25 protein-coding genes are annotated in these 24,327 nt (G+C 72.2%); 14 read left to right on the top strand and 11 right to left on the bottom strand.

What is annotated here, in order from left to right; all coding sequences use genetic code 11:
* Position 1 precedes the first annotated feature (1 nt).
* A complete protein-coding gene (locus ASG76_RS14330) occupies positions 2-445 on the top strand; it encodes a DUF6542 domain-containing protein (RefSeq protein ID WP_056604655.1) in 444 nt (147 codons plus the stop codon).
* A 4-nt stretch (positions 446-449) separates the two neighbouring features.
* Here the strand turns inward: ASG76_RS14330 and ASG76_RS14325 are convergent, their stop codons facing one another.
* Positions 450-1,073 (bottom strand): L-threonylcarbamoyladenylate synthase, encoded by a 624-nt coding sequence (locus ASG76_RS14325; RefSeq protein ID WP_056604653.1) that lies wholly within the window; start codon positions 1,071-1,073, stop codon positions 450-452.
* 5 nt (positions 1,074-1,078) lie between these two features.
* The gene (locus ASG76_RS14320) at positions 1,079-2,089 is read right to left on the bottom strand and encodes a 4-hydroxy-3-methylbut-2-enyl diphosphate reductase (RefSeq protein ID WP_056604649.1); all 1,011 of its coding nucleotides are present in this window, start codon (positions 2,087-2,089) and stop codon (positions 1,079-1,081) included.
* A 47-nt stretch (positions 2,090-2,136) separates the two neighbouring features.
* Between ASG76_RS14320 and xseA the strand changes: the two genes are divergently transcribed.
* Together xseA and ASG76_RS14310 are read left to right on the top strand one after the other, a co-directional pair.
* Complete coding sequence (gene xseA, locus ASG76_RS14315; RefSeq protein WP_056604646.1) at positions 2,137-3,402, top strand: exodeoxyribonuclease VII large subunit; 1,266 nt, start codon at positions 2,137-2,139, stop codon at positions 3,400-3,402.
* Entirely contained in the window at positions 3,395-3,622 is a 228-nt protein-coding gene (locus ASG76_RS14310; protein WP_056604644.1) for an exodeoxyribonuclease VII small subunit, read from the top strand. The genes xseA and ASG76_RS14310 overlap by 8 nt, the downstream gene beginning before the upstream one ends.
* 10 nt (positions 3,623-3,632) lie before the next feature.
* Here ASG76_RS14310 and ASG76_RS14305 read toward each other — a convergent pair whose 3' ends face one another.
* Positions 3,633-4,175, bottom strand: a complete 543-nt coding sequence (locus tag ASG76_RS14305; RefSeq protein WP_162254120.1) for a DUF4245 domain-containing protein — start codon at positions 4,173-4,175, stop codon at positions 3,633-3,635.
* 167 nt (positions 4,176-4,342) lie between these two features.
* Here ASG76_RS14305 and ASG76_RS14300 point away from each other — a divergent pair, with 167 nt between their 5' ends.
* From ASG76_RS14300 to glpX, 5 genes are read left to right on the top strand one after another with little or no spacing between them, the layout of a single operon-like run.
* The gene (locus ASG76_RS14300; RefSeq protein ID WP_056604639.1) at positions 4,343-4,750 is read left to right on the top strand and encodes a TOBE domain-containing protein; all 408 of its coding nucleotides are present in this window, start codon (positions 4,343-4,345) and stop codon (positions 4,748-4,750) included.
* The gene (gene modA, locus ASG76_RS14295) at positions 4,747-5,493 is read left to right on the top strand and encodes a molybdate ABC transporter substrate-binding protein (protein ID WP_056604633.1); all 747 of its coding nucleotides are present in this window, start codon (positions 4,747-4,749) and stop codon (positions 5,491-5,493) included. The genes ASG76_RS14300 and modA overlap by 4 nt, the downstream gene beginning before the upstream one ends.
* Complete coding sequence (locus ASG76_RS14290; RefSeq protein ID WP_056604631.1) at positions 5,490-6,281, top strand: ABC transporter permease; 792 nt, start codon at positions 5,490-5,492, stop codon at positions 6,279-6,281. The genes modA and ASG76_RS14290 overlap by 4 nt, the downstream gene beginning before the upstream one ends.
* Entirely contained in the window at positions 6,278-7,246 is a 969-nt protein-coding gene (locus tag ASG76_RS14285) for a sulfate/molybdate ABC transporter ATP-binding protein (RefSeq protein ID WP_157559130.1), read from the top strand. Before ASG76_RS14290 ends, ASG76_RS14285 begins: the two co-directional genes overlap by 4 nt.
* 10 nt (positions 7,247-7,256) lie before the next feature.
* The gene (gene glpX / locus ASG76_RS14280) at positions 7,257-8,255 is read left to right on the top strand and encodes a class II fructose-bisphosphatase (RefSeq protein WP_056604628.1); all 999 of its coding nucleotides are present in this window, start codon (positions 7,257-7,259) and stop codon (positions 8,253-8,255) included.
* On the opposite strand, the gene ASG76_RS14275 is transcribed toward glpX, so the two are convergent.
* On the bottom strand, positions 8,220-9,053 hold the full coding sequence (locus ASG76_RS14275) for an esterase/lipase family protein (protein ID WP_157559129.1): 834 nt from the start codon (positions 9,051-9,053) through the stop codon (positions 8,220-8,222). The genes glpX and ASG76_RS14275 overlap by 36 nt on opposite strands.
* A gap of 92 nt (positions 9,054-9,145) precedes the next feature.
* On the opposite strand from ASG76_RS14275, the gene ASG76_RS14270 reads away from it, so the two are divergent.
* Entirely contained in the window at positions 9,146-10,069 is a 924-nt protein-coding gene (locus ASG76_RS14270; RefSeq protein WP_056604623.1) for an alpha/beta fold hydrolase, read from the top strand.
* A 69-nt stretch (positions 10,070-10,138) separates the two neighbouring features.
* On the opposite strand, the gene galK is transcribed toward ASG76_RS14270, so the two are convergent.
* Both galK and ASG76_RS14260 read right to left on the bottom strand, forming a co-directional pair.
* Positions 10,139-11,254, bottom strand: a complete 1,116-nt coding sequence (galK, locus tag ASG76_RS14265) for a galactokinase (protein ID WP_200948192.1) — start codon at positions 11,252-11,254, stop codon at positions 10,139-10,141.
* 70 nt (positions 11,255-11,324) lie between these two features.
* Complete coding sequence (locus ASG76_RS14260; protein ID WP_414858332.1) at positions 11,325-12,953, bottom strand: alpha-amylase family protein; 1,629 nt, start codon at positions 12,951-12,953, stop codon at positions 11,325-11,327.
* A gap of 277 nt (positions 12,954-13,230) precedes the next feature.
* Between ASG76_RS14260 and ASG76_RS14255 the strand changes: the two genes are divergently transcribed.
* Positions 13,231-14,628 (top strand): glycoside hydrolase family 32 protein, encoded by a 1,398-nt coding sequence (locus ASG76_RS14255; protein ID WP_056604616.1) that lies wholly within the window; start codon positions 13,231-13,233, stop codon positions 14,626-14,628.
* Positions 14,629-14,694: 66 nt separating this feature from the next.
* Here ASG76_RS14255 and ASG76_RS14250 read toward each other — a convergent pair whose 3' ends face one another.
* Entirely contained in the window at positions 14,695-15,780 is a 1,086-nt protein-coding gene (locus ASG76_RS14250; protein ID WP_056604614.1) for an ABC transporter ATP-binding protein, read from the bottom strand.
* A 106-nt stretch (positions 15,781-15,886) separates the two neighbouring features.
* Positions 15,887-16,909, bottom strand: a complete 1,023-nt coding sequence (locus ASG76_RS14245; RefSeq protein WP_200948191.1) for a LacI family DNA-binding transcriptional regulator — start codon at positions 16,907-16,909, stop codon at positions 15,887-15,889.
* Positions 16,910-17,133: 224 nt separating this feature from the next.
* On the opposite strand from ASG76_RS14245, the gene ASG76_RS14240 reads away from it, so the two are divergent.
* The 3 genes from ASG76_RS14240 (at position 17,134) to ASG76_RS14230 (ending at position 20,467) form a co-directional block, all read left to right on the top strand.
* Complete coding sequence (locus ASG76_RS14240) at positions 17,134-18,459, top strand: ABC transporter substrate-binding protein (RefSeq protein ID WP_056604608.1); 1,326 nt, start codon at positions 17,134-17,136, stop codon at positions 18,457-18,459.
* Between the two features lie 104 nt (positions 18,460-18,563).
* A complete protein-coding gene (locus ASG76_RS14235) occupies positions 18,564-19,547 on the top strand; it encodes a carbohydrate ABC transporter permease (RefSeq protein WP_056604605.1) in 984 nt (327 codons plus the stop codon).
* Positions 19,544-20,467: a carbohydrate ABC transporter permease gene (locus ASG76_RS14230; protein WP_082587562.1), complete on the top strand. Its 924-nt coding sequence runs from the start codon at positions 19,544-19,546 to the stop codon at positions 20,465-20,467. The genes ASG76_RS14235 and ASG76_RS14230 overlap by 4 nt, the downstream gene beginning before the upstream one ends.
* Before the next feature lie 24 nt (positions 20,468-20,491).
* On the opposite strand, the gene ASG76_RS14225 is transcribed toward ASG76_RS14230, so the two are convergent.
* The 3 genes from ASG76_RS14225 to ASG76_RS14215 all read right to left on the bottom strand — a co-directional run bounded on the left by ASG76_RS14225 (position 20,492) and on the right by ASG76_RS14215 (position 22,426).
* Positions 20,492-21,133: a DUF1707 domain-containing protein gene (locus ASG76_RS14225; protein ID WP_056604604.1), complete on the bottom strand. Its 642-nt coding sequence runs from the start codon at positions 21,131-21,133 to the stop codon at positions 20,492-20,494.
* 45 nt (positions 21,134-21,178) lie between these two features.
* Complete coding sequence (locus tag ASG76_RS14220) at positions 21,179-21,991, bottom strand: Cof-type HAD-IIB family hydrolase (protein ID WP_056604601.1); 813 nt, start codon at positions 21,989-21,991, stop codon at positions 21,179-21,181.
* A gap of 147 nt (positions 21,992-22,138) precedes the next feature.
* The gene (locus tag ASG76_RS14215; RefSeq protein ID WP_056604598.1) at positions 22,139-22,426 is read right to left on the bottom strand and encodes a hypothetical protein; all 288 of its coding nucleotides are present in this window, start codon (positions 22,424-22,426) and stop codon (positions 22,139-22,141) included.
* A gap of 188 nt (positions 22,427-22,614) precedes the next feature.
* Between ASG76_RS14215 and ASG76_RS14210 the strand changes: the two genes are divergently transcribed.
* Positions 22,615-24,303: an ATP-binding protein gene (locus tag ASG76_RS14210; RefSeq protein ID WP_056604595.1), complete on the top strand. Its 1,689-nt coding sequence runs from the start codon at positions 22,615-22,617 to the stop codon at positions 24,301-24,303.
* Positions 24,304-24,327 lie beyond the last annotated feature (24 nt).

The raw sequence follows: 24,327 nt of genomic DNA, 5'->3' as shown, positions 1-24,327 counted from the left end.
CGTGACACTGGCCCAGGCGTGGTGGCAGGTCGGCCGCGAGCCCGGCCGCCAGGTGGTGTCCCTCGGCGTGGCGCTCGCCCTCACCGCGGTGAGCATCGACGTGCTCCTGGTGGGACGCCTCACGCTGTTCTTCGACCTGTGCTTCATGGCGCTCTGCCTGGGCCTCGCCGCACTCGTGCGCCGTCGCGACTTCTTCCTGGTCGCGCTGCTGCCGCCGCTGCTGATGACCGCCGTCTTCACCTTCGTCGCCCTCGTGGCCCGCGACGCCGTCGCCGACCCGCGCGACAGCGTCCTGCAGGCGGTCATCTCGGGGGTGGCCACGCACGGCATCGCCCTCGGCGTGGGCTACGCCCTCTGCCTGGGCTGGCTCGGCTGGCGGCTGCACCGCGAGGGCGAGGCCGACATCGCCACCGAGCTCACGCGCGAGCTCGGTCAGGCCGGATGACCGCTCACTCCTCGAAGCGCGACACGTCGCCCGCCCCACGGCGTACGACGACGGGCTCGGCCTCGGACCAGTCGATCACCGACGTGGGCTCCGCGGTCACCTCGCCCGACTCGATGACGATGTCGACGACGTGGTCGAGGTCCTCCTTGATCTCCCAGCCCATGGTCCGCGCCTCGGTCTCGCCGGGCAGGATCAGCGTGCTGGTGAGGATCGGCTCGCCGAGCTCCTCGAGCAGCGCGCAGACCAGCGTGTGCTCGGGGATGCGGACGCCGACGGTGCGCTTCTTGGGGTGCATCAGCCGCTTCGGCACCTCGCCGGTGGCGGGCAGGATGAACGTGTAGGGGCCCGGGGTCGACGCCTTGATCGCCCGGAAGGCGTTGTTGTCGACGTGCACGAACTGGCCCAGCTGCGAGAAGTCCTTGCACATGAGCGTGAAGTGGTGCCGGTCGTCGAGCTCGCGGATCCGGAGGATCCGGTCGCGGCCCTCGCGGTTGCCCAGCTGCGCGCCGAGGGCGTAGCCGGAGTCGGTGGGGTAGGCGATCAGCTGGTCGTCGCGCAGCGCCTCGACGACCTGGGTGACCAGCCGCGGCTGCGGGTTGTCGGGGTGGATGTCGAGGAAGCGGGCCATCCGTCTCAGGCCTTCCGCGCGGCACCCTGGGCGGCGCGCAGGTCACGGCGCAGCTCCGGCGGCAGCGCGAAGATCAGCGACTCCTCGGCCGAGTGCACCGCGCGGGCGTCGGGGTAGCCGCGCTCGGAGAGGAACGCGAGCACCCCCTCGACCAGGTCCTCCGGGACCGACGCGCCCGAGGTGACCGACACGGTCTCCACGCCGTCGAGCCAGGCCTCGTCGATCTCGGTGTGGTCGTCGACGAGGTAGGACGCCTTCGCGCCGGCCTCGAGGGCCACCTCGACCAGGCGCACGGAGTTGGAGGAGTTGCGCGAGCCGACCACGATCACCAGGTCGGCGCTCGGCGAGATCTCCTTGACCGCGAGCTGGCGGTTCTGGGTGGCGTAGCAGATGTCGTCGCTCGGCGGGTCGAGCAGCAGCGGGAAACGCTCCCGGATCGCGGCGACCGTCTCCAGCGTCTCGTCGACACTGAGCGTGGTCTGCGAGAGCCAGGCGACCTTCGCGGGATCGCGTACGACGATGCCGGCCACGTCGGCGGGGCTCTCGACGAGCTGGATGTGCTCCGGCGCCTCGCCCGCGGTGCCCTCGACCTCCTCGTGCCCGGCGTGGCCGATCAGCAGGATGTCGTAGTCGTCGCTGGCGAAGCGACGGGCCTCGTGGTGCACCTTGGTCACCAGCGGGCAGGTGGCGTCGATCGTCTTGAGGCCGCGCTCGGCGGCCTGCGCGTGCACCGCGGGCGAGACGCCGTGGGCGGAGAAGACGACGGTGTGCCCGGCGGGCACCTCGTCGAGCTCCTCGACGAAGATCGCGCCGCGTGCCTCGAGGTTGGCCACGACGTGCTTGTTGTGCACGATCTGCTTGCGCACGTAGACCGGGGCGCCGTAGAGGTCGAGCGCCTTCTCGACCGTGATGACGGCACGGTCGACGCCGGCGCAGTAGCCGCGGGGAGCCGCCAGCAGCACGTTCTTCGCGCTCTCGGGGTCGAGCACCGGGGGCAGGCCGAGGTCTGTCGTCATGGGGTCGAGTCTACGGGCGTGTCCGACCCCTCCCCTATCCTCGCCGCGTGCCCTCACTCCGCGACGCCACGGCCGAGTCCCCGGCCCCGGTGCGGGCCGTGGCCAACGCGGTGTCGCAATGGATCGACAAGCTCGGCGGCGTGTGGGTCGAGGGGCAGATCGCCCAGGTCAACCGTCGCCCCGGGGTCAACACCGTCTTCATGACGCTGCGCGACACCGTCGCCGACATCTCGGTCACCCTCACGTGCCCGCGCTCGCTCTTCGACTCGATGAACCCGCCCCTCGTGGAGGGGGCGAGCGTCGTGGTCCACGCGCGTCCCAGCTTCTACGCCAACCGTGGCTCGTTCTCCCTGGCCGCTCGCGAGATCCGCATGATCGGGCTCGGCGAGCTGCTCGCCCGGCTCGAGCGCCGCCGCCAGCTCCTCGCGGCGGAGGGGCTCTTCGCCCCCGAGCGCAAGCGCGACCTGCCCTTCCTGCCCGGCCGGGTCGGGCTGGTCACCGCACCCAACAGCGCCGCCGAGCGCGACGTCCTGGAGAACGCGCGCCGACGCTGGCCGGCGGTGCGCTTCGAGGTGGCCTACGCCGCCATGCAGGGCACCCGGTCGGCGGCCGAGGTCATGGAGGCCCTCGACCGGCTCGAGCGCAACGCGGACGTCGACGTCATCGTCGTCGCGCGAGGCGGCGGCTCGATCGAGGACCTCCTCCCCTTCTCCGACGAGGCCCTCATCCGCGCCGTGCACGCCATGCGCACGCCCGTGGTCTCCGCCATCGGGCACGAGCCCGACCAGCCGCTGCTCGACCTGGTCGCCGACGTGCGCGCCTCCACCCCCACCGACGCCGCCAAGCTCGTCGTGCCCGACATGGCCGAGGAGGCGCACGGGGTGACGTGGGCCCGCGACCGGCTGCGCCAGGTCGTCGCGCAGCGCATCGCGCGGGAGCAGGAGTGGCTGGTCCAGCTCCGCTCGCGCCCCGCGATGGCCGACCCGCGCAACCTGCTCACCGCACGGTCCGAGGAGGTCGACGAGCTGCTGGCCCGCGCGCGCCGGACGCTCTCGCACCGCCTGGACCGCGCCGCCGACGACATCGGCCACCAGCGGGCCCGGGCCCGGGCACTCTCCCCGCTCGCGACCCTGCAGCGGGGCTACTCGGTGCTCCAGGACGCCGACGGCCACGTCATCACGTCCGTCACCCAGGCGGTCGCCGGCACAGCGGTGTCGGTGCGGGTGGCCGACGGCCGCATCCACGCCACCACGGACCGCACCGAAGCCGAATCCCCAGCAGCCACCCCGGTCGAGGAGGACCCCCATGAGTGACGCCACCCCCACCGGCGCCCCCACCGACGCCCCCACCTACGAGGAGGCGCGCGAGGAGCTCGTCGAGGTCGTCCGCACCCTCGAGGCCGGCGGCACCACCCTCGAGGAGTCGCTCGCACTGTGGGAGCGCGGCGAGGCGCTCGCCAAGGTCTGCCAGGCCTGGCTCGACGGCGCGCGCACCCGTCTCGACGAGGCGATCGGCGCCGAGGACGCCGACTGAGCGACGTACGTCAGCGGGTGAGCGTCCCGAGGTAGGCCTCGATCTCGTCGACCGGCGCGGAGCCGTAGACCAGCACCGCCTCGTCACCGATCTCGGCGGCGAAGCCGTGGTCGCCGCCGTCGTCGGAGAAGGTCTGCCACGTGTCGGCGACCTCCGAGGTCACCTGCGCGTCGTCGCCCTGCTCGGCCTCCTCGTCGACGTAGAGGTCCACGAGGTCGTCGACGGAGGAGTCCTGCTGGCGGATGCCGACGAAGTCGCCCTCCGCGGTGAGCACGCCGAGGGCCCAGCGCGGGTCGTCGCCGGCGGACAGGTCGGTGCTGGTCGCCGTCCACCCGTCGGGCAGCGCCCGGGGGTGCACCACGCGCAGGTCGGCCTGCTCGGCGAGCTTCACGCTCTCCTGCCAGTCCACCGCGACGGGGGTGTCGTCGACGTCGGTGCGGAACAGGCCGCGCCAGACCACGAAGCTGACCACGAACAGCACCGTGACGATGAGAGCCCCGACCATGCCGTTGAACGAGCGGTTGTACCGGCTCGGTCGTCCTTGCCCACTCACGTGCCTCATCCTCCCAGCCCCCCGGTAGTCCGCATCAATCGGCTCGTCCCGAGCGCGTCCAGAGAAGCCGTCTGATGCGGACTATCGGGAGGCGGCATGGGTCACAAGAACCGCAGGTGCGGTGAGGACATCGCACATGTGATCCGCGGGTGCGGCATACTCACTTCGTGATCACCTACCGACTCGCGGAGGCCGCAGAGATCCTGGCCGTCAGCGACGACACCGTACGCCGCTGGGTCGACGCCGGGCGGATCCCCTCGCAGCGCACCGACGGCCGCACGACGGTGACGGGCCACGACCTCGCCGAGCTCGCCGAGCACCTGGCCGAGTCTGGCGAGGTCGCCGAGCGCGACCGCACGCGGGCCAGCACGGTCAGCGCGCGCAACCGGATGGCGGGCATCGTCACGCGGGTCAAGAAGGACCACGTGATGGCGCAGGTCGAGATGATCTGCGGCCCCTACCGGGTGGTGTCGCTGATGAGCAGCGACGCCGCCGACGAGCTCGGCCTCGAGCCGGGCGTGCGGGCGATCGCGAGCGTGAAGTCGACCAACGTCGTCGTGGAGGTGCCGCAGTGAAGCGCCTGGCCGTGCTCGTGCTGCTGCTCCCCCTCGCTGCCTGCGGGGGCGCGGCCGACGACGGCGCGGGGCCGGGCGCCCACGGCGAGCTGACCGTGCTCGCGGCCTCGTCGCTCACCGACGTCTTCGCCCAGCTGGCCACGCCCTTCGAGGAGGACCACGACGTCGACGTCACCTTCTCCTTCGGCTCGAGCACCGACCTCGCCGAGCAGGTCGCGGACGGTGCTCCGGGTGACGTCCTGGCCACGGCCGACTCCACCTCCATGGGGATCGCCGAGGACGCGGGCGTGACCGGCGACGTGGCGACGTTCGCGACCAACGTGCTCACCATCGTGGTGCCGAAGGGCAACCCGGCGGGCATCGAGTCCCTCGACGACCTCGCCGGCTCCACCTGGGTGCGCTGCGCCGACGAGGTGCCGTGCGGCAAGGTCGCGCTCGCCGTGCTCGACGACCACGGCGTCACCGCCGAGCCCGCCAGCCTGGAGGAGGACGTGCGCTCCACGCTGGACAAGGTCATCTCGGGCGAGGCCGATGCCGGGCTGGTCTACGCGACCGACGCGGTCGCTGCCGGTGACGACGTCGACGCGATCGAGATCCCCGGCGCCGAGGACGAGCCGACGTCCTACTACGCCACGACCCTGGAGCAGGCAGGCGACCCCGGGCTCGCGGCCGACTGGGTCACGTGGGTGACGTCGGACGAGGGGCAGGCGATCCTGCGCGACGCCGGTTTCGGCAGCCCGTGAGCGACCGACTCGGCCGCCCGCCCGCGCTCCTGGTGGTGCCGGCGGCACTCGCCACGCTGCTGCTGCTCGTCCCGCTCGTCGCGATGGTCGCCAGCACCGACTGGCGCGCGCTGCCCGACCACCTCACCTCGACGGCCGCCCTCGACGCGCTGCGACTGTCGCTGGTCACCTCGACGGTGGCGATCGTCGTGTGCCTCGTGCTCGGCCTGCCGCTGGCGTGGCTGCTGGCCCGCGTGGACTTCGCCGGACGGGGCGCGCTGCGCGCCCTGGTCACCGTTCCCCTCGTGCTCCCCCCGGTCGTCGCGGGCGTGGCGCTGCGGGCGGCGTTCGGCCGCACCGGAGTGGTCGGCGAGCCACTCCTCGCCTGGACCGGCTTCGCCTTCCCGTTCACGACGTACGGCGTGGTGCTGGCGCACGTCTTCGTGTCGATGCCCTTCGTGGTGATCGCGATCGAGGGGGCGCTGCGCTCGGCCGACCCGAGGTACGACGCGGCTGCCGCGACCCTCGGCGCGACCCGCTGGACGACCTTCCGCCGGGTCACCGTGCCGCTGGCAATGCCCGGCGTGGTCGCCGGGACGGTCCTGGGCTGGGCACGCTCGCTGGGCGAGTTCGGCGCGACGATCACCTTCAACGGCAACTACCCCGGCACCACGCAGACCATGCCGACCCTCATCTACGTCACCCGTCAGTCCGACCAGGACGCCGCGCTGTCGCTGAGCCTGGTCATGCTGCTGGTGTCGATCGGCGTGCTGGTGGCGCTCAGCGACCACTGGCTGGGCACCTCGTGACCACCCCCCTCGAGGCCGACCTGCGGGTCGCCGACCGGGTGGAGGCGGCGTTCACCGTCGCGCCCGGCGAGACGCTCGCGGTGATCGGGCCCAACGGCGCCGGCAAGTCGTCGCTGCTCCACGCCGTCGCGGGCCTGGTCGACGTCGAGGGGCACGCCCGGATCGGCGGCACCGACCTGCTCGCCCTGCCGGTGCGCGAGCGTCGGGTGGGGCTCGTCTTCCAGGGCCAGCTGCTCTTCCCGCACCTGAGCGCCCTCGACAACGTCGCGTTCGGCCTCCGGTCCCGCGGCACGGCCCGCGCCGCCGCAGACGCAGTGGCGCGGGAGTGGCTGGAGCGCTTCGGCATCGGCGACCTCGCCGGCCGCAAGCCGCGCGAGCTGTCGGGCGGGCAGGCCCAGCGCGTCGCCATCGCCCGGGCGCTGGCCACCGAGCCCGACGTGCTGCTGCTCGACGAGCCCTTCACCGGCCTCGACGTGTCGGTGCAGATGGCGCTGCGCATCGAGCTCGGCCGCCACCTGCGCGACTTCCCCGGCGTCGTCCTGCTCGTCACCCACGACGCGATCGACGCACTCACGCTCGCCGACCGCGTGCTCGTGCTCGACGAGGGCCGGGTGGCCCAGGTCGGGGCTCCCCACGAGGTCGCCGCGCAGCCGCGGACCGCGCACGTCGCGCGGCTGGTCGGGCTCAACCTGGTCAGCGACGGCGACGACCTGATCGCCTTCACGCCGGACGCCGTGACGGTGTCGCTCGCCGAGCCCGAGGGGTCGTCGCGGCTGCACTGGCACGGCCCGGTCGGCACCCTCGCGCCGCACGGCGACGCCGTACGCCTGATGGTGCACGCCGAGCCCGACCTCCTCGCCGACGTCACGCCGGCCGCAGCCGCCGAGCTCGAGCTCGTGCCGGGTCGCGAGGTGTGGCTCTCGGCCAAGGCGACGGCCGTCAGCCGCTACGCGGCGGGCCGTTAACCTGTGCGCCATGAGCGCTCCCAAGCCCGACCGCAACCTCGCCCTCGAGCTCGTTCGGGTCACCGAGGCAGCCGCCATGGCCGCAGGTCGCTGGGTGGGACGCGGCGACAAGAACGACGCCGACGGCGTCGCGGTCGCGGCGATGCGCGACATGATCTCCACGATCGGCATGCGCGGCACCGTGGTGATCGGCGAGGGCGAGAAGGACAACGCCCCAATGCTCTTCAACGGCGAGCAGGTCGGTGACGGCACCGGCCCCGAGTGCGACGTGGCCGTCGACCCGATCGACGGCACCACGCTGACCGCCAAGGGCATGAACAACGCGATCGCGGTGCTCGCGGTGTCGCCGCGCGGCACGATGTACGACCCGAGCGCGGTGTTCTACATGGACAAGCTCGTCACCGGCCCCGAGGCCGCCGACCAGGTCGACATCCGGCTCCCGGTGAAGGAGAACATCGCCCGCGTGGCCAAGGCCAAGGGCCTGTCGGTCCACGACGTCACCGTCGTGCTGCTCGACCGGCCGCGCCACGCCGGCCTCGTCGAGCAGATCCGTGCCACCGGGGCGCGCATCAAGTACATCACCGACGGCGACGTCGCCGGCGCGATCATGGCGGCCCGTCCCGACACCGGCATCGACCTGATGCTCGGCGTCGGCGGCACCCCGGAGGGCATCATCGCGGCGTGCGCGATGAAGTGCATCGGCGGCAAGATCCAGGGCAAGCTGTGGCCCCAGGACGACGAGGAGCGCCAGCGCGCCCTCGACGCCGGGCACGACCTCGACCCCGACTTCGTGCTCGGCACCGACGACCTGGTGACCGGTGACGACGCCTTCTTCGTGGCCACCGGCATCACCGACGGCGAGCTGATGCGCGGCGTGCGCTACCGCGGCGACGGCATCACCACGCACTCGCTGGTGATGCGCTCGCGCAGCGGCACGGTGCGATCGATCACCGCCGAGCACCGGCTCTCGAAGCTACGCGATCTCTCCACGATCGACTTCGACAACTGACGGCAGCACCGCCGGTCGCAGCGCGGCCGACACCGCCGCGATGACGACCGGGTCGAAGGCCATGCCGACGTGCGAGGAGCGCACCTCGACGGCGCGGGCGACCGGGTCGATGCAGGCGCGCCAGTCGACGATGCCGTCACGCCGGGAGAAGATCGCGGTGAAGTCGACGCCGGCGGGCAGCACCGCGCGCGCCTGGTCGAAGCTCTCCTGCGCGCAGCGGCCGGCCACGCAGTCCTCGGCCATCAGGTTGCGCAGGCCGGCGCGGTTGAGCCGCACCAACAGGTCGACGCTGCGCGCGAGCGAGGCGTGGTGCGCGCCGGGCGCCAGCATCGGGCTGCCCATCGTGACGATGCCCGAGACGAGGTCGGGGCGCCGCGCCGCGACGCCGCGGGCGAGCATGCCGCCGAGGCTGTGGCCCACGATCCGCACTCGCGCGCCGCGTCGCTGCGAGATCTCCTCGAGCCGCTCCTCCAGCTGCGCGGCCGCGGCGAGCGTGCAGCCGACGTTGACGCGGATGTCGGCCCGGTAGGTGCGGAAACCCTCGTGGCGCAGGGTGCGACTCATCGGTGCGAGCGAGGAGTCGCCGGCCAGGAACCCGGGGACCAGCAGCACCGGCTCGCCCATCCGCGCCGGACGCGCGCCCAGCGGCGTACGACGTCGAGCGCCGCGACCCGCGACGGCGTGCAGGGCGTAGCGCGAGGCCTCCGTCAGCAGCGAGCCCTCGCGCAGCACGGCGCCCGCGGACGGCTGCGAGAAGCCCTCCGGGGTCAGGAACGACGCCACTGTGCGCTGGGTCACAATCGTCGAACCTAGCCCAGAACCCCCATGCAATGGGGGACGTGGCGCCCCCGTACCCACTCTGGTGCGCCGTCGTCGTGTTCACTGGGCACATGCCTGAGCGACGAGCCCCCTCCGAGGCGCCCGCCGTGTCCGAGGAGCTCTTCGCTCCGGTCGGCGCGGAGGTCGAGCTGTGCTACCAGACCTTCGGCGACCCCGACGGCGAGCCGCTGCTCCTCGTGATGGGGCTCGGCGGACCGATGACCTGGTGGGACACCGAGCTGTGCCGGATGCTCGCGACCGAGGGCTTCTACGTCGTGCGCTACGACAACCGCGACACCGGCCGCTCGAGCCGCATCCGCGCCCGGGTCACCCGCGGCCAGCTGGTGCGCGCCTTCGGCGGACGCAAGGTCAAGGCGCCCTACACGATGAGCGACCTCGCCGGCGACGCGGTGGCGCTGATGGACCACCTCGGCGTCGACTCCGCACACGTCGCCGGGATCTCGATGGGCGGCATGATCGCCCAGACCGTCGCGATCGAGCACCCGCGGCGGGTCCGCTCGCTGACGAGCATCATGTCGACGACCGGCCGGCGCACCGTGGGCTGGCAGGACCCGCGCCTGATCCCGTCGCTCATCGCGCCACGCAAGCCCGGCCGCGAGTCGTACGTCGAGACGAGCGTCGCCTTCTGGGCCGTGATCGGCTCCCCCGGCTGGCCCGCCGACCCCGAGCGGCTGACCGCGCGCGCCGGCGAGACCTTCGACCGCGGCTACAGCGCCAGCGGGATGATGCGCCACATGATGGCCATCCTCAAGCAGCCCGACCGCACGCCGCGGCTGCGCAGCCTGCGCGTGCCGGCCCTGGTGGTGCACGGCACGGCCGACAAGATGGTCCACGTCAGCGGCGGCCGCTCCACCGCGGCCGCGATCCCGGGCGCCGAGCTGCTGCTGGTCGAGGGCATGGGCCACGACCTGCCGCCCGAGCTGTTCGAGACCTTCGTCGAGGCGATCGCGCGCACCGCCGACCGGGCCTCTTGACCCGCTGTCGCGATCCCCGGATATCCGGGGAAACTGGAGCTTCCAGTGCGAAGTTTCGGGGGTGAGGCTTCAGTTTCCCCGGATATCCGGGGAAACCAACGCCCGCGCCCCCGCCGCCGGAGCGGCGGTGAAGAGCGCCGGATCGCCGAAGCCCGCGTCGGCGAAGGCACGGCGTACGCCGTCGCCCGCCGCGTCGAGCGCGGCCTCGGGCACCAGTCCGATCACGCAGCCGCCGAAGCCGCCGCCGGTCATCCGCGCGCCCAGCGCGCCGGAGGCGAGCAGCGCCTCCACGGCCGTGTCGACCTCGGGGACGGTGATCCGGAAGTCGTCGCGCATGGAGGCGTGCGAGGCGGTGAGCAGGGGCCCGAGGTCCTCGACCCGGCCGCCGCGCAGCACCTCGACGGCCGCCAGCACGCGGGCGTCCTCGGTGACGACGTGGCGCACGTAGCGCTCGAGCTCCTCGTCGTCGAGGCGGGACAGCGCGTCGTCGAGGTCGGCCTCGGCGACGTCGCGCAGCGCCGGGACGCCGAGGCGGCGGGCGGCCTCCTCGCAGCCGGTGCGGCGGGCGGCGTACTCGCCGTCGGCGTGGCGGTGCGGCGCGCGGGTGTCGACGACGAGGACGGCCAGGCCTGAGTCGGCCGGGGCGAAGGGCACCGACTGCGCGGTGAGGTCGCGCATGTCGCAGAAGAGCACGTGACCGGCCTCGCCGCGCAGGCTCGCCAGCTGGTCCATCCCGCCGGTCGGGGCGCCCACGGCGTCGTTCTCCACCCGCCGGCTCAGCGCGAGCAGGCCGTCGGGCCCGAGGCCGAGGCCGAGGTGGTCGTCGAGGGCGCACACGACCGAGCACACCAAGGCCGCGGACGACGAGAGCCCTGCGCCGGTGGGAACGTCGGAGTCGACCTCGATGCGCATCGGCGGCACCTCGACGCCGTCGTCGTGGAGCAGCCACAGCGCGCCCAGGACGTACGCCGCCCAGTCGGGCACCTGCTCCCGACCGGCCAGGCCGGAGGGCTGTACGACGACCTCGCCGGGGGCCTGCGCCGAGGTGACCGACCAGCCCTCGGTGGCCGGCGACAGGGTCGCGGTGCAGCCCACCTCGAGCGCGAACGGGAGGACGAAACCGTCGTTGTAGTCGGTGTGCTCACCGATCAGGTTGATGCGTCCGGGCGCGATCCAGCGAGTCACGACGGGTCCTCTCGGAGGCTCAGGCGTTGGCGGTGCTGCGTGCGCCAAACCCTAGCGGCACCCTCGCGCCTCAGGGCGTCGCGTGCAGCCAGGCGGCGGCGTAGGGTCCGAGGCGCACGGCGCCGTCGACCACGACCGGCGCCCCTCCCGTGAGCGCGTCGTGGAGGCCGGCGGGGTCGAGGCCCAGCCACAGCAGCACGTCGGCGGCGACCCACGCCTCCCCGCCGGAGACGTTGTGGGCGGCGAGCAGCGGGCCGCCGGGGTGGCGACGCACGACCAGCAGCACGTGCGGGTCGCGCGGGTCCCAGACCTCGGTCGGCACGGCCGCGTGCAGCTGCGACAGCCGGGACCGTACGTCGACGAGGTGCCGCAGCCCGGAGCCGATGCCGGCCGGGTCGGCGCCCTCCTCGACGAGCTCCCAGGGCATCCGCGGCCGGTGCACCCAGCGGTTGTCGCCGGCGTGGGCGGGGTCGTCGGCCCAGCCCCGGTCGTTGAGCAGCGCGAGCTCGTCGCCCATCCACACGACCGGGATGCCGCCGAAGGAGCACACGATCGCGTGCGCCAGCAGGATGCGGGCCGCCGCGCCGGGGTCGCCCGCCTCGAGACCGGCCAGCGACGCCGTCGTGCCCGAGATGCGGCGGTCGCCGGTGGCCTCGTTGTGCTGGAACACCAGCCCGCGCGCCCACGACCCCGGGAAGGCCCCGGAGTACCAGTCGGAGAGGAACCTGCGGTGCGCGAACGGGTCGATGCCCACCGCGCGCGCGTCCTCGTCGGCGATCGCCCACCCGATGTCGTCGTGGCAGCGGACGTAGGTGATCCACGCGGTGGTGGACGGCGGCGGGGGCAGCTGCTGCAGCGCCCGGGTCGCGAGCGCGACGTCACCGGAGGCGAGCATCGACCACACCTGCACCATCAGGCCGTTGTGGTAGGCGAGGTCGCTCACCTTGCCGGCGTGCTCGCCGACGCCGAGGTAGGCCGGCAGGTCGGCCGGGCCGACGATCGCCTCGGCCTTGAACGCCAGCGCCGGGGCGGCGATGCGGGCCACCGTGCGCAGCGCGCGGGTCAGCTCGTGCACCTCGGGCTGGTTCTGGCAGTCGGTGCCCATCCGCTTCCAGATGAAGGCGATCGCGTCGAGGCGCAGCACCTCCACGCCGAGGTTGGCCAGGCCCAGGATGATGTCGGCGTACTCCACGAGCACGTCGGGGTTCGACCAGTTGACGTCCCACTGGTAGTCGTTGAACGTCGTCCAGACCCAGCCGTCGAGCTCGTCGTCCCACGTGAAGCTGCCCGGCGCGAAGTCGGGGAACACCTCCGGCAGCGTCGCTTCGTAGGCGTCCGGCACCGCGCGGTCCGGGTGGACGTGGAAGAACGCGCGCCGCGCTGCGTCGCCGGACCGCGCCGCCCCCGCCCACTCGTGCTCGCGCGCGACGTGGTTGAGCACCAGGTCGAGGCACAGGCTGATGCCGGCGGCGCGCAGGGTCGAGGCGAGCTCGCGCAGGTCCTCGACGGTGCCGAGGTCGGGGCGCACGGAGCGGTAGTCCATGACGGCGTAGCCGCCGTCGTTGGGCGCGGGGCGCGGGGTCAGCAGCGGCATGAGGTGGAGGTAGCCCACCCCCAGCTCCTGGAGGTACGCCGTCTGCTCACCGACCCCGCGCAGCGTGCCGGCGAAGCGGTCGGCGTAGGCGGCGTAGCCGACCATCGAGGGCCGCTGCAACCAGTCGGGCTCGCGCAGGCGGAGGTCGTCGAGGGCGCGGAGGTCGTCAGCCCTGGCCCCGTGGGCGGCGCGGGCGACCTCGACGAGCCGGTCGGCGATGTCGGGTGCGGCCTCGGCGCCGTAGACGCGCTCGAGGGTGCGCAGCAGGTCGGGGGTCCACTGCTGGAGGCGGCTCTCGAAGCCTGCGTCGGACCCGTCCACGCGAGACAGTATGGCGACATCGGTCCCGCTCGTCACTGGCTCGCACCTAGTCTGGACCGTCGTGAGCTTCGATGCGTCCGTGCGCCCGCGCGACCACTTCACGCCGGTGCGGGGCTGGCTCAACGACCCCAACGGGCTGCTGCTCCACGAGGGCGAGCTCCACCTCTTCTTCCAGCACAACCCGGGTGATCTGGTGCACGGCCCGATCTCGTGGGGGCACGCGGTCAGCACCGACCTCATCGACTGGACCGAGCTGCCCACCGCCATCGCGGCCACCGACGTGCAGCACGCCTGGTCGGGCAGCGTGGTGCACGACGCCGCGAACACCTCGGGGCTCGACTCCGGCGCGACCGGCCCGCTGGTCGCCCTCTACACCGGCTTCGACCCGGCCACCGGCGCGCAGTCCCAGTGCGTGGCGCACAGCAGCGACCGCGGCCGCACGTGGACGGCGTACGCCGCCAACCCGGTGCTGGACGTCGGGTCCACCTCGTTCCGCGACCCCAAGGTCCTGCGCCACGGCGACGGCTGGGCGATGGTGCTGGTGCGCGCCGACGAGCACGTGGTCGAGCTCTACCGCTCCCCCGACCTGCTGCGATGGACCCACCACTCCACGTTCGGCCCCGAGGGCCACGTGGACGCCGACTGGGAGTGCCCCGACCTGGTCCGGGTGCCGGTCGAGGGCACCTCGCAGCACGCCGACGTCCTGCTCGTGAGCGTCTCCGACGGCGCGCCCGCGGGCGGGTCGGGCATGCAGTACTTCGTGGGCGTGCTCGACGACGACGGGTTCCGCAGCACCCAGCCGGCCCGCTGGATGGACCACGGCGCCGACTTCTACGCCGCGATCTCCTACGCAGGCGACGTCGGGCCGCAGCCGGTCGTCCAGGCCTGGATGAGCAACTGGCGCTACGCCGACAAGGTCCCCGCCCGCGACTTCCGCGGTTCGATGACGCTGGCGCGCCGCCTCTCGCTGCGCCGGCGCGGCGCGGAGCTGGTGCTGGTGCAGCGCCCGGTCGTGCGACCAGGTGCGCAGACGTACGCCGCCGCCGACCTCGAGGTCGACCGCGCGCTCGCCCTGCCGGTCGCCGCCCGCACCTGCCGGGTGGTGGCGGAGATCGACCTCGGCACCGCGCGACGTGCCGGGCTGCACGTGAGGGTCGGGCCCGGCGAGCGCACCACCGTGTGGGTCGACCGCGACGGCGCGGTGGCGCTCGACCGGACGTCCTCGGGCACCGTCGAGGTGCACCCCGACTTCGCGGCGGTGCACACGGCACGGCTGCCGGACGACCCCGGCGCCGTGCGGCTCGAGGTGGTCGTCGACGTGGCCTCGGTCGAGGTGTTCCTCGCCGACGGCGAGGTGGTGCTGACCGACCAGGTCTTCCCCGACCCGGACAGCACAGGGATCGAGGTCGTCGCCGAGGGCGGCACGGCCCGCTTCCGACGCCTGGCCGTCCACGCCTGACGAGCGGACGCACGAGGCCCCGGGAGCGCTGCTCCCGGGGCCTCGGTGGTGGTGCCGTGCGACGACTCAGTCGGAGAGGCGCTCGCCCGACTCGGTGTCGAACACGTGGACGTGCTGGGGGTCGGTCGTGACGTGGAGGACCTCGCCCTTCATCGGTGCCCGGCGGCCGGCGACGCGGATGATGATGTTGGAGGGCACACCCTCCACGTCGGAGGTGCCGTAGACGAAGCTGTCCGCGCCGAGCTCCTCGACGACCGTCACCTTGACCGGCAGGCCGCCCTCGTCCGCGGTGACCAGGCGCCAGTTCTCCGGACGCACGCCGACGGTCACGTTGCCGCGCATCTTGCGCTCCGCGGTGGGGTCGACCGGGACGGCGTAGCCACCGACCTTGACGGTGCCGTCCTCGGCGGCGACGCCCTCGAGGAGGTTCATCTGCGGCGAGCCGATGAAGCCGGCGACGAACAGGTTGGCGGGCTTGTCGTAGAGCTTCAGCGGGGTGTCGACCTGCTGGAGCACGCCGAGCTTCATCACCGCGACGCGGTCGCCCATCGTCATGGCCTCGACCTGGTCGTGGGTGACGTAGACGGTGGTGACGCCGAGGTCCTGCTGCAGCCGGGCGATGTCGGTGCGGGTCGCGACGCGCATCTTGGCGTCGAGGTTGGACAGCGGCTCGTCCATGCAGAAGACCTGCGGCGCGCGGACGATCGCGCGGCCCATGGCGACGCGCTGGCGCTGACCACCCGACAGGGCCTTGGGCTTGCGCTGGAGGTAGTCGGTCAGCTGCAGGATCTCGGCCGCCTTGGCGACGCGCTTCTTGCGCTCCTCGGCCGGCACCTTGGCCATCTTGAGCGAGAACGCCATGTTCTCCTCGACCGACATGTGCGGGTAGAGCGCGTAGTTCTGGAAGACCATCGCGATGTCGCGGTCCTTGGGCGGCATGTTGGTCACCTCGCGGTCACCGATGAAGATCTTGCCGTCGTTGACCTCCTCCAGCCCCGCCAGCATGCGCAGGGTGGTGGACTTGCCGCAGCCCGAGGGGCCGACGAGCACCATGAACTCGCCGTCCTTGATCTCGAGGTCGATGCCCGGAACTGCTGGTTCATCGGCCCCGGGATACCACCGCTGGGCCTTCTCGAACGTCACTGATGCCATTTTCTGCTCCTTCACCGGCAGGTACGTGCCGGACGATCCGTAGTGAAGTGACGCCGCTCACAGTAGGGCGGGGCGGTGACCGTGGCAATCGGAGGCGTCGGTCGTCTCAGCCCACCTCCGCGGAAGCGCGCACCGACCCTCCCTCGCGCACCGCCATCGGGAGCGAGACCGTGCCGCCCCGGTCGTCGACGTCGAGCAGACGACGTACGGCGAGGGCGCCGAGCTCACGGAACGGCAGCTCGACCGACGTCAGCACCGGCCGCAGCCACCCCGCCAGGGCAGACCCGTCGAACGACACCACCGACACGTCGTCGGGCACGCGGTACCCGGCCTCGGCGAGGGCCTGGAAGGCACCCATCGCGAGGCGGTCGTTCATGCAGACCAGGCCGCGCGGGCGACCGCCGGCGGCCAGCCACGCACTGGTGGCCTCGAAGCCGTCCTCGACCGTCCAGTCGCACGCGATGACACCGGCCACCGCGGAGCCGTGGGCGGCCAGCTCCGCGCGTACGCCGGCGAGGCGACGGGGACCCGCGGTGGCGTCGGGCGTCGGGTCCTCGCCGATCACCCAGACGTCGTCGATGCCGGCGTCGAGCAGCACCCGCGCGGCCGCCCGCCCGCCGCCCTCGTCATCGGGCATGACGGAGGCGACCTGCTCGCCGGGGGCCTCGCAGTTGAGCAGCACGGCTCGCACGCCGCGCAGCCCGGCGGGCAACGAGATGGCCCTGGCCGTGCGGGTGGCATAGACCACCCCGTCGACCTCGCGGTCGAGCATCTCCTCGATGAGCAGCCGCTCGAGGTCGGGGTCGCCGCCGCTCTCGCCCATCACGACGAGGTGGTCGAGCTCGCGGGCGGCGAGGCTCGCGCCGGTGAGCATGCTGCTGCCGTACTGGGCGCCGGCGATCTGGTCGGAGATCAGCCCGACCGTGGCCGTACGACGCGTGCGCAGGCTGCGGGCGCTGCGGTTCGGGCGGTAGCCGAGCGAGGCGACCGCCGCCTGGACCTTGGCCACCGTGGCCGGCGAGATCCGCATCTCGTCGGCGCGGCCGTTGAGGATGTAGGAGGCGGTGGTGGCGGACACCCCGGCCTCCGCGGCGACGTCCGAGAGCATCACGCGCCGTCGTGTCTTCACTGCCCTCACCCCTCCGTACGTGGTCGATGGCGCCGCCCCCGAGCGCGCGCCAGAGCATGCCGCACCCCTCAGGGGGTGCTGGGCCGACCGTGTCCCAAACGTTGCTTGACACCGGTCGCGTGGGCCGCACATGATGCGGCTGATTCGATTCAGCAGTGGCGTAGGTCACACTACGACAGACAGGACTGGCGGGGTAGGCCCCCGCCATCCGAGGAGGCACCCACATGCGACTGACTGCGACACGGCGCCGAGCGGCGTTCGCCGCGACCGCGGCCGCCCTGGCCCTGACCACGACGGGCTGCCTCGGCAGCAGTGACGACGGGGGCGGTGGCAGCGCCGGCGGTAGCGACGACGGCGTCGTCGACATCCTCGCCACGACCGACCCCCTCGTCTTCGACGGGCTCAAGTCCAAGATCGAGGAGATGGCCGACGAGGCCGGGATCAAGGTCAACGTCCAGCGAGTGGACAACATCAACCAGCTCATCCTCACCAAGATCCAGGCCAACGACGCCCCGGACATCGCCGTGATCCCCCAGCCGGGCGTGATCAAGCAGATCGTCGACCGCGGCAAGGCCGTCGAGATCACCGACGACATCGTCCCCGCAGACCTGCTCTCCGACATGACCCCCGGCACCCTCGAAGCCGGCCAGATCGACGGCAAGCAGTACGGGATGATGATCAGCATGAACGTCAAGAGCTTGGTGTTCTACAACAAGCAGGCGTGGGACAAGGCCGGCTACAAGGCCCCCGAGTCGCTCGACGACCTCGCTGCGCTGGGCGACCAGATCAAGAGCGACGGCGGCACACCGTGGTGCTTCGGCATCGAGTCCGGCGCTGCCACCGGCTGGCCGGTGACCGACTGGTTCGAGGACCTGATCATGCGCTACGGCGGCGCCGACGGCTACAACTCGTGGGTCACCCACGAGACGCCGTTCGACTCCGACCTGGTCAAGCAGGCGGCCGACTTCATGGAGAAGAACGTGCTCGCCGACGGTGACGTGCCCGGCGGGCGCGGCTCGATCTCGAGCGTGGCCTTCGGCGACGCCGAGGACACCATGTGGGACGACAAGCCCGGGTGCTGGATGCTCAAGCAGGGCAACTTCATCGTCTCGGCCGACTTCATCCCGCAGGACGTCGTGGACAACGTGGACGAGCGCATCGGCGTCTTCGGGTTCCCCCCGGCCGAGGCGGGCGGCGAGAACCCGGTCCTCGGCGGCGGTGACCTGGCCACCCTGCTGCAGGACAACGCCGACGCCAAGGCCGTCATGAAGATGCTGGCCAACGTCGACATCGGCACCACGGCGGCGCCCGACAGCTCCTTCATCTCGCCCCACACCGGGTTCGACACCTCGCTCTACCCGAGCGACCTGACCCGGCAGATCGCCGACGTGGCCTACAAGTCCGACGCCGTGCTGTTCGACGGCTCGGACGCCATGCCCGGAGAGGTCGGCGCCGGCACCTTCTGGAAGGAGATGACGGCGTGGATCAGTGAGCAGGAGGACCTCGACACCGCGCTGAAGAACATCGACGACAGCTGGCCCGCCAGCTGACGACCGCGTCGGAGCGGGGTCGGCCGTCACCACGACGGCCGCCCCCGCTCCACCGCCCTCGCCCGTCTGCGCCTCGCCCGCGCCGGACCTAGGAGCACAACCACATGCTGCTGAAGATCCTCAACGCCCTGATCACGGTCGGCGTGGGCGTCGCCGCCGCCGTCGTCCTCTACTGGGTGCTCAACAAGCTGGCCGAGCTGCTCCCCGGGAGGTGGGAGGACCGGATCAAGCCCTTCCTCTACATCCTCCCGGCCTACGCCGCCCTCGTCTTCTACCTCGTCTACCCGGCGGTCCAGACGCTCGTCTTCAGCTTCGCCAACGCCCAGAGCACGGAGTGGGTGGGGCTGGACAACTACACCAAGCTGCTGCAGAGCAGCGGCTTCCAGGACACGCTCTTCAACACCCTGCTCTGGATGGCGGTCGTCCCGGTCTTCACCGTGGTGCTCGGCCTCGCGATGGCCGTCCTCGCGGACCGGCTCTCGCCCATGTGGGAGAGCACGTCGAAGACCATCATCTTCCTGCCGATGGCCATCAGCGCCGTCGGCGCCGGCACCGTGTGGGGCCTGATCTACAACTATCGGCCCCAGGGCCGCGAGCAGATCGGCCTGCAGAACGCCATCGTCACCGCCCTCGGCTTCGACCCGATCGTGTGGCTGCAGACCACCGAGTTCCACCTCAACAGCTTCTTCCTGATGATCATGCTGCTCTGGGCCCAGGCCGGCTTCTCGATGGTGCTGCTGTCGGCCGCCGTCAAGGGCGTGCCCGAGGACACCCTCGAGGCGGCCCGCATCGACGGCGCCAACGAGCGGGCGATCTTCTTCCGGGTGGTGGTCCCGCAGATCTGGGGATCGGTCATCACCGTCTACGTCACCACGCTCATCGGGGTCATGAAGATCTTCGACATCGTCTACGTGATGACCAACGGCGGCTTCAACACCAACGTCATCGGCAACCAGTTCTTCAACGAGCTGTTCACCAACTTCAACAACGGTGCGGCCGCGGCGATCGTCGTCCTGCTGATGATCGCGACCGTCCCGATCATGTGGTACCAGGTGCGCAACTTCCGCCGTGAGGAGTCCATGGCATGACCTCGACACAGACCACCCCCGCAGCGGCCACCCCGACCTCGAAGACCCGCAAGCGCGCCGCGTCGCGCGAGGGACAGCCGCAGAAGGCGGGCTGGTTCGCCAGGATCGTCGTCTTCATCCTGTGCTTCCTCTGGATCGTGCCCGTCCTCGGGCTCCTGCTGACCTCGTTCCGCCCTCGAGACGACGCCAACGAGTCGGGCTGGTGGACGCTCTTCTGGACGCCGTCGGCCTGGGGCCGCATGACGTTCGACAACTACTCGACCGCCATCGACAAGGGCGGGCTGGGCGAGGCGTTCGTCAACAGCCTGGCGATCACGCTGCCGGCGACCTTCATCCCGGTGCTGGTCGCGGCGTTCGCGGCGTACGCCTTCACCTTCATGGACTTCCCCGGCCGCAACTTCCTCTTCCTGGCCGTCGTGAGCCTGCTGGTGGTGCCCAACTACATCGCCTTCGTGCCGATCCTGCGGATCTACGGCGACCTCCAGATCGCGGGCACCTTCCCCGCGGTGTGGCTGGCCCACATCGGCTTCGGCATGTCGCTGGCGATCTACATCCTGCGCAACTACATGGCGACGCTGCCCAAGAGCCTCATCGAGTCGGCCAAGATCGACGGCGCGAGCCACTTCCAGACGTTCTTCCGGCTGGTGCTGCCGATGTCGGTGCCGGCGCTGGCGGCGTTCGCGATCTTCCAGTTCCTGTGGGTCTGGAACGACCTGCTCGTGGCGCTGATCTTCATCGGCCCGGGCGACAACGCGCCGATCACCGTCGCGCTGCGCAACAACCTGATGGGCCAGGCCGGATCGGGCCAGAACCTGATCACCGCGGGCGGCTTCCTGTCCATGGTGCTGCCGATCGCGGTGTTCCTGGCGATGCAGCGCTTCTTCGTCCGCGGCCTCACCGCGGGCGCGGTCAAGGGCTGACGTGGCGGGCGACCAGGTGGCGCGTCAGTAGGTGCCGAGGTACTTGCGCGGGGTGCCCGGGGCGGGCAGGCGCTGCACCTGCACCGACCCCATCAGGGCCACCCCGCGCACCCTCACCACGGGCGAGTCGGGACCGAGCTCGGCGGGCACGCGGTCCTTCGCCTGGCCGTAGTCGCCCATGATCGGGGTGCCGTCGACGACCACGTGCACGTGGGCGGGCACCAGGACCTTGACGTCCCCCATGACCACGCTGGCGAAGATGTGGGTCTCGTGGCCGGAGAGCAGGGCCTCGCGCAGGTCGAGGGTGACGCTGCCCATCAGGGCGAAGGCCGTGTGGCGCTCGGGCACGTGCCACACGCCTCGCCTCTTGCAGTCGCCCATGATCGCGACCGACGAGGCGTGGCCGACCGCCGGCACGCCGGAGGGCGTACGACGCGCCGGTGCCGGCGGCGCGACCGGACCGGCTGCCTGCAGGTCGACGGTGATCGGCACCAGGTCGGCGTACGTCTTGGCGTGCCACGTCGCCTCGAGGCGCTCGTCGAGCTCCTCGAGGTCGAGGCGGCCGTCGCCGGCGGCGTCGCGCAGCACGTCGGCCACGCGCTGGCGGTCGGCGTCGGAGATGCGCATCAGCGACGGGTCGTGCGGGCGGTTCTCGATCTCCCCCATGGGCTCAGGCTAGCCAGCCCGGGCCGCCTGCGCCCGTGACGGGCGTCAGGTCGCGAGCAGTCGCTCCAGGACGACCGCGACACCGTCGTCCTCGTTGGAGGCGGTGACCTCGTCGGCGACCTCGATCGCCTCCGGCACGGCGTTGGCGACGGCCACACCGAGACCGGCCCAGGCCAGCATCTCCACGTCGTTGGGGGCATCGCCGAAGGCGACGACGTCGGCGGCGTCGATGCCGAGCCGCTCGCACAGGCGCGCCACACCCCATGCCTTGCTGACGCCGGCGGCCATCACCTCGAGGAACGGTGCCCCGGAGCGGGTCAGCGCGACGTCGTCGTGGCCGAGCGCCCGGGCGACCTCGAGCAGCTCGGCGACCCCGAGCTCGGGGTGGCGCACGACGAGCTTGAGGCTGGGCTCGGCGAGCACCTCGGCGAGCTCGTGGCTGCTGATGGTGGACGGGTCGCGCTTGTGGTCGTCGAACGTCGCCAGGTCGGCGTAGCCCTCCTGCGCGACGAACCCCTCGCCCCCGTCACGGACGCTGACGTGGAGCAGCCCCGGGACCTGCTCGGCGAGGGCGGCGACCAGCCTCTGTTGGGCCTCGACGGCGATCGGCTCCTCGAAGAGCAGATCCCCCGTGGCCAGGTGGACGCCGAGCGAGCCGTTGGAGCACACCGCCCACCCGTCGAAGCCGGCGGCCGCGGCGAGCGGTCGCACGCCGAGGGGCTGGCGCGCGGTGACCGGGACGACGTGGACGCCCGCGGCCCGGGCGGCGTCGAGGGCGGCCCGGGTGCGCGGGCTCACCGTGCGGTCGTCGCGCAGGAGGGTGCCGTCGAGGTCGGTGGCCACCAGCCGAAGTCGCATGCGGGGCAGGTTACGTCGTTGGTCCCATGCCGTTGCCGCGGCGATGGCCACCGCCCTGAGCTGGTGCTCAGGAGCGGTGGCCATCGCTGGGACCCCGGTCAGGGACAGGAACCCGGGCGACCCCCGCGCCGCCCGGTCCCTGTCCTCTCAGAAGCCCCGGTCCCGGAAGTTCATCCGGTTGCGCGTGCCGCTCCCCGCCGGGCGGGGCTTGCGCTCGGGGACCTTGGCCGTGCCGTACTCGTCGTCGAAGCGGAAACGGTTGCCCGTCGTGCGCGGCGGCGTCGCCGGTGCGTCCTTCTTCTCGACCGTGGCCCGGCTGACGTCCTGGGCAGGCGGCGAGATCTCGGTGCCGCACGCGGCGAACGCCGGGGCGACGAAGGCCGCGATCGTGCAGAAGGCGATCCGGCGGCGAATGGTGGTGGCGGTGGTGTTCATGAGCTGTCCCTTTCGTGGTGCCGGGCTCTCGAATGACCGGCGATGAGTCCACCGTGCGACCGGGACAGAGGCGGTTGACGAATGTTGACGACGGCTGACAGCACCCAGCCGGATGGTCTGGACCGCCCGCGACCGTGGGCTGCGGAAACCCCGTGGACACCTGCCGACGTCGGGCGGATGCTGACCGGATGGGCGCGTTGCCCCAGCCTGTCGTCGCTCCCGGACCACACCGCGAGCTCGTCGACACGCTCCACTCCCTGCACCACCGCGCAGGCTGGCCGAGCCTGCGCCAGCTGGCGCGCGAGACCGGCGTCTCCCACACCACTGTCTCCAAGGTGCTGTCCTCGGCCACTCTCCCGGCCTGGGGGAACCTGGAGCTGCTCACCGAGGCGCTGCACGGCGACGTCGCCCACATGCACGACCTCTGGCTCGCCGCGTCGACTCCTGCCGACACCGACGATGCCTCGGTCGCCCGCATCGCCGGGCGGGTCGACGAGATCGCCGCCCTGCGACGTCACCTGGAGACCGGAGCCGGCATGCTCCTCGTCACCGGCGAGGCAGGAATGGGCAAGACCACACTGGTGGATGCCGCAGCCGAGTCCGTGGACACCGTCGTCGCGGTGGGCCGCTGCCTCCAGCTGTCCAGCGAGGTGCCGCTGCTGCCGTTCATCGATGCACTGCGGTCCCTCCACCAGGTCGACGCCGGCCGGTGGATGGAGGAGGCGCTGGCCGATTGCCCGACCTACGTGCGCGCATCACTGGGACGCCTGGTGCCGGAGCTGCTCCCTGGCTCGACGCCGACGTCGGTGGCCGACGACCCGTGGGGGCAGGAGCGGCTCTTCTCCTCCGTCACGGCGGTCCTGAGCGCGCTCGCGGCCACACGTCCCCTGGCTCTGCACCTGGAGGACTGCCACTGGGCTGATCGGGGCACCCTCGACCTCCTGACCCACATGGCAAGTCACCCGTCCGGGGTCCCGGTCGTCGTGACCTGGCGCTCCGGAGACCCGGACGTCGCCGTGGAGCACTCGGAGTGGCTGCTGCGCAATCGGTGGGCGCCGGGCGTGGACGCCATCGATCTCCGCCCCATGACGCTCGAGGAGACGGCGCGCCAGCTCCAGCTGATCACGGGAGCGAGGGTCGACGACGAGGTCGCGAGGACGATCCACGCGCGCGGCCAGGGCCTCCCGCTCTACACGGCGCAGCTGGCCACGGTCACGCCCGGGGCCGAGATGCCTCGCCACCTGGCCGAGCTCCTGGACCGGCGGATCGGCGAGCTCCACGGTGCTCCGTGGCGAGTGGCGCGGCTCCTCGGCGTGGCTCAGCGGCAGATGACACCCACCACCCTGCGGGCCGCCACCGGGCTCGACGCTGACGAGGAGGACGAAGCGATGCACGCGCTCGAGCGTCGGGGACTGCTCCAGCACAGCCTCGGCGGCGCGGGACTGGCCCACCCGCTGTTCATCGAGGCGATCGAGCGCCGCCTGCTGCCCGGCGAGGCCGCGGACGCACATGCTCGGCTCGCCGACGCGCTGGAGTCCGCGCCCGCCATCCAGCCCGGCGAGGTCGCTGACCACTGGAGGGCGGCGGGGCGTCCGGATCGCGAGGTCGTCCTGCGGGTGGCTGCCGCCCGGAGGGCGGACGAGCGCTTCGCCCAGCAGGAGGCGCTGGACGCCTGGCTGCGGGTGCTCGAGCTGTGGGACGACGGGCACCGCGACGGCGACATCGAGCTGTGGCAGGTCCTGGTCCTGGCCCTGGACGTCGCCATCGGTCTCGGTGACCTCGACGCCGGTCGGGTGCTGGCCGCCAGGGCCGCGTCGCTCGACCTGCCCGCCGGGCCGCGCGAACAAGTCCTGCAGCGCGTCGGCTCGTTCCTGTAGGAGGACGGCGACCTTGCTGGCGCC

The organism is Nocardioides sp. Soil774, assembly GCF_001428125.1.
Classification (GTDB): Bacteria; Actinomycetota; Actinomycetes; order Propionibacteriales; family Nocardioidaceae; genus Nocardioides.
Note: the sequence above shows the minus strand (reverse complement) of the source record. Positions and strands in the feature narration are given on the sequence as shown.

What these genes read in the sequence shown, in the direction of transcription:
- ASG76_RS14215 (WP_056604598.1), bottom strand. Translation starts at nt 22,426, where the DNA reads ATGAACACCACCGCCACCACCATTCGCCGCCGGATCGCCTTCTGCACG.
- ASG76_RS14220 (WP_056604601.1), bottom strand. Translation starts at nt 21,991, where the DNA reads ATGCGACTTCGGCTGGTGGCCACCGACCTCGACGGCACCCTCCTGCGC.
- ASG76_RS14325 (WP_056604653.1), bottom strand. Translation starts at nt 1,073, where the DNA reads ATGGCCCGCTTCCTCGACATCCACCCCGACAACCCGCAGCCGCGGCTG.
- ASG76_RS14270 (WP_056604623.1), top strand. Translation starts at nt 9,146, where the DNA reads ATGCCTGAGCGACGAGCCCCCTCCGAGGCGCCCGCCGTGTCCGAGGAG.
- ASG76_RS14235 (WP_056604605.1), top strand. Translation starts at nt 18,564, where the DNA reads ATGCTGCTGAAGATCCTCAACGCCCTGATCACGGTCGGCGTGGGCGTC.
- ASG76_RS14210 (WP_056604595.1), top strand. Translation starts at nt 22,615, where the DNA reads ATGGGCGCGTTGCCCCAGCCTGTCGTCGCTCCCGGACCACACCGCGAG.
- ASG76_RS14240 (WP_056604608.1), top strand. Translation starts at nt 17,134, where the DNA reads ATGCGACTGACTGCGACACGGCGCCGAGCGGCGTTCGCCGCGACCGCG.
- ASG76_RS14310 (WP_056604644.1), top strand. Translation starts at nt 3,395, where the DNA reads ATGAGTGACGCCACCCCCACCGGCGCCCCCACCGACGCCCCCACCTAC.
- glpX (WP_056604628.1), top strand. Translation starts at nt 7,257, where the DNA reads ATGAGCGCTCCCAAGCCCGACCGCAACCTCGCCCTCGAGCTCGTTCGG.
- ASG76_RS14230 (WP_082587562.1), top strand. Translation starts at nt 19,544, where the DNA reads ATGACCTCGACACAGACCACCCCCGCAGCGGCCACCCCGACCTCGAAG.
- ASG76_RS14260 (WP_414858332.1), bottom strand. Translation starts at nt 12,953, where the DNA reads ATGGTCGGCTACGCCGCCTACGCCGACCGCTTCGCCGGCACGCTGCGC.
- ASG76_RS14320 (WP_056604649.1), bottom strand. Translation starts at nt 2,089, where the DNA reads ATGACGACAGACCTCGGCCTGCCCCCGGTGCTCGACCCCGAGAGCGCG.
- ASG76_RS14250 (WP_056604614.1), bottom strand. Translation starts at nt 15,780, where the DNA reads ATGGCATCAGTGACGTTCGAGAAGGCCCAGCGGTGGTATCCCGGGGCC.
- ASG76_RS14225 (WP_056604604.1), bottom strand. Translation starts at nt 21,133, where the DNA reads ATGGGGGAGATCGAGAACCGCCCGCACGACCCGTCGCTGATGCGCATC.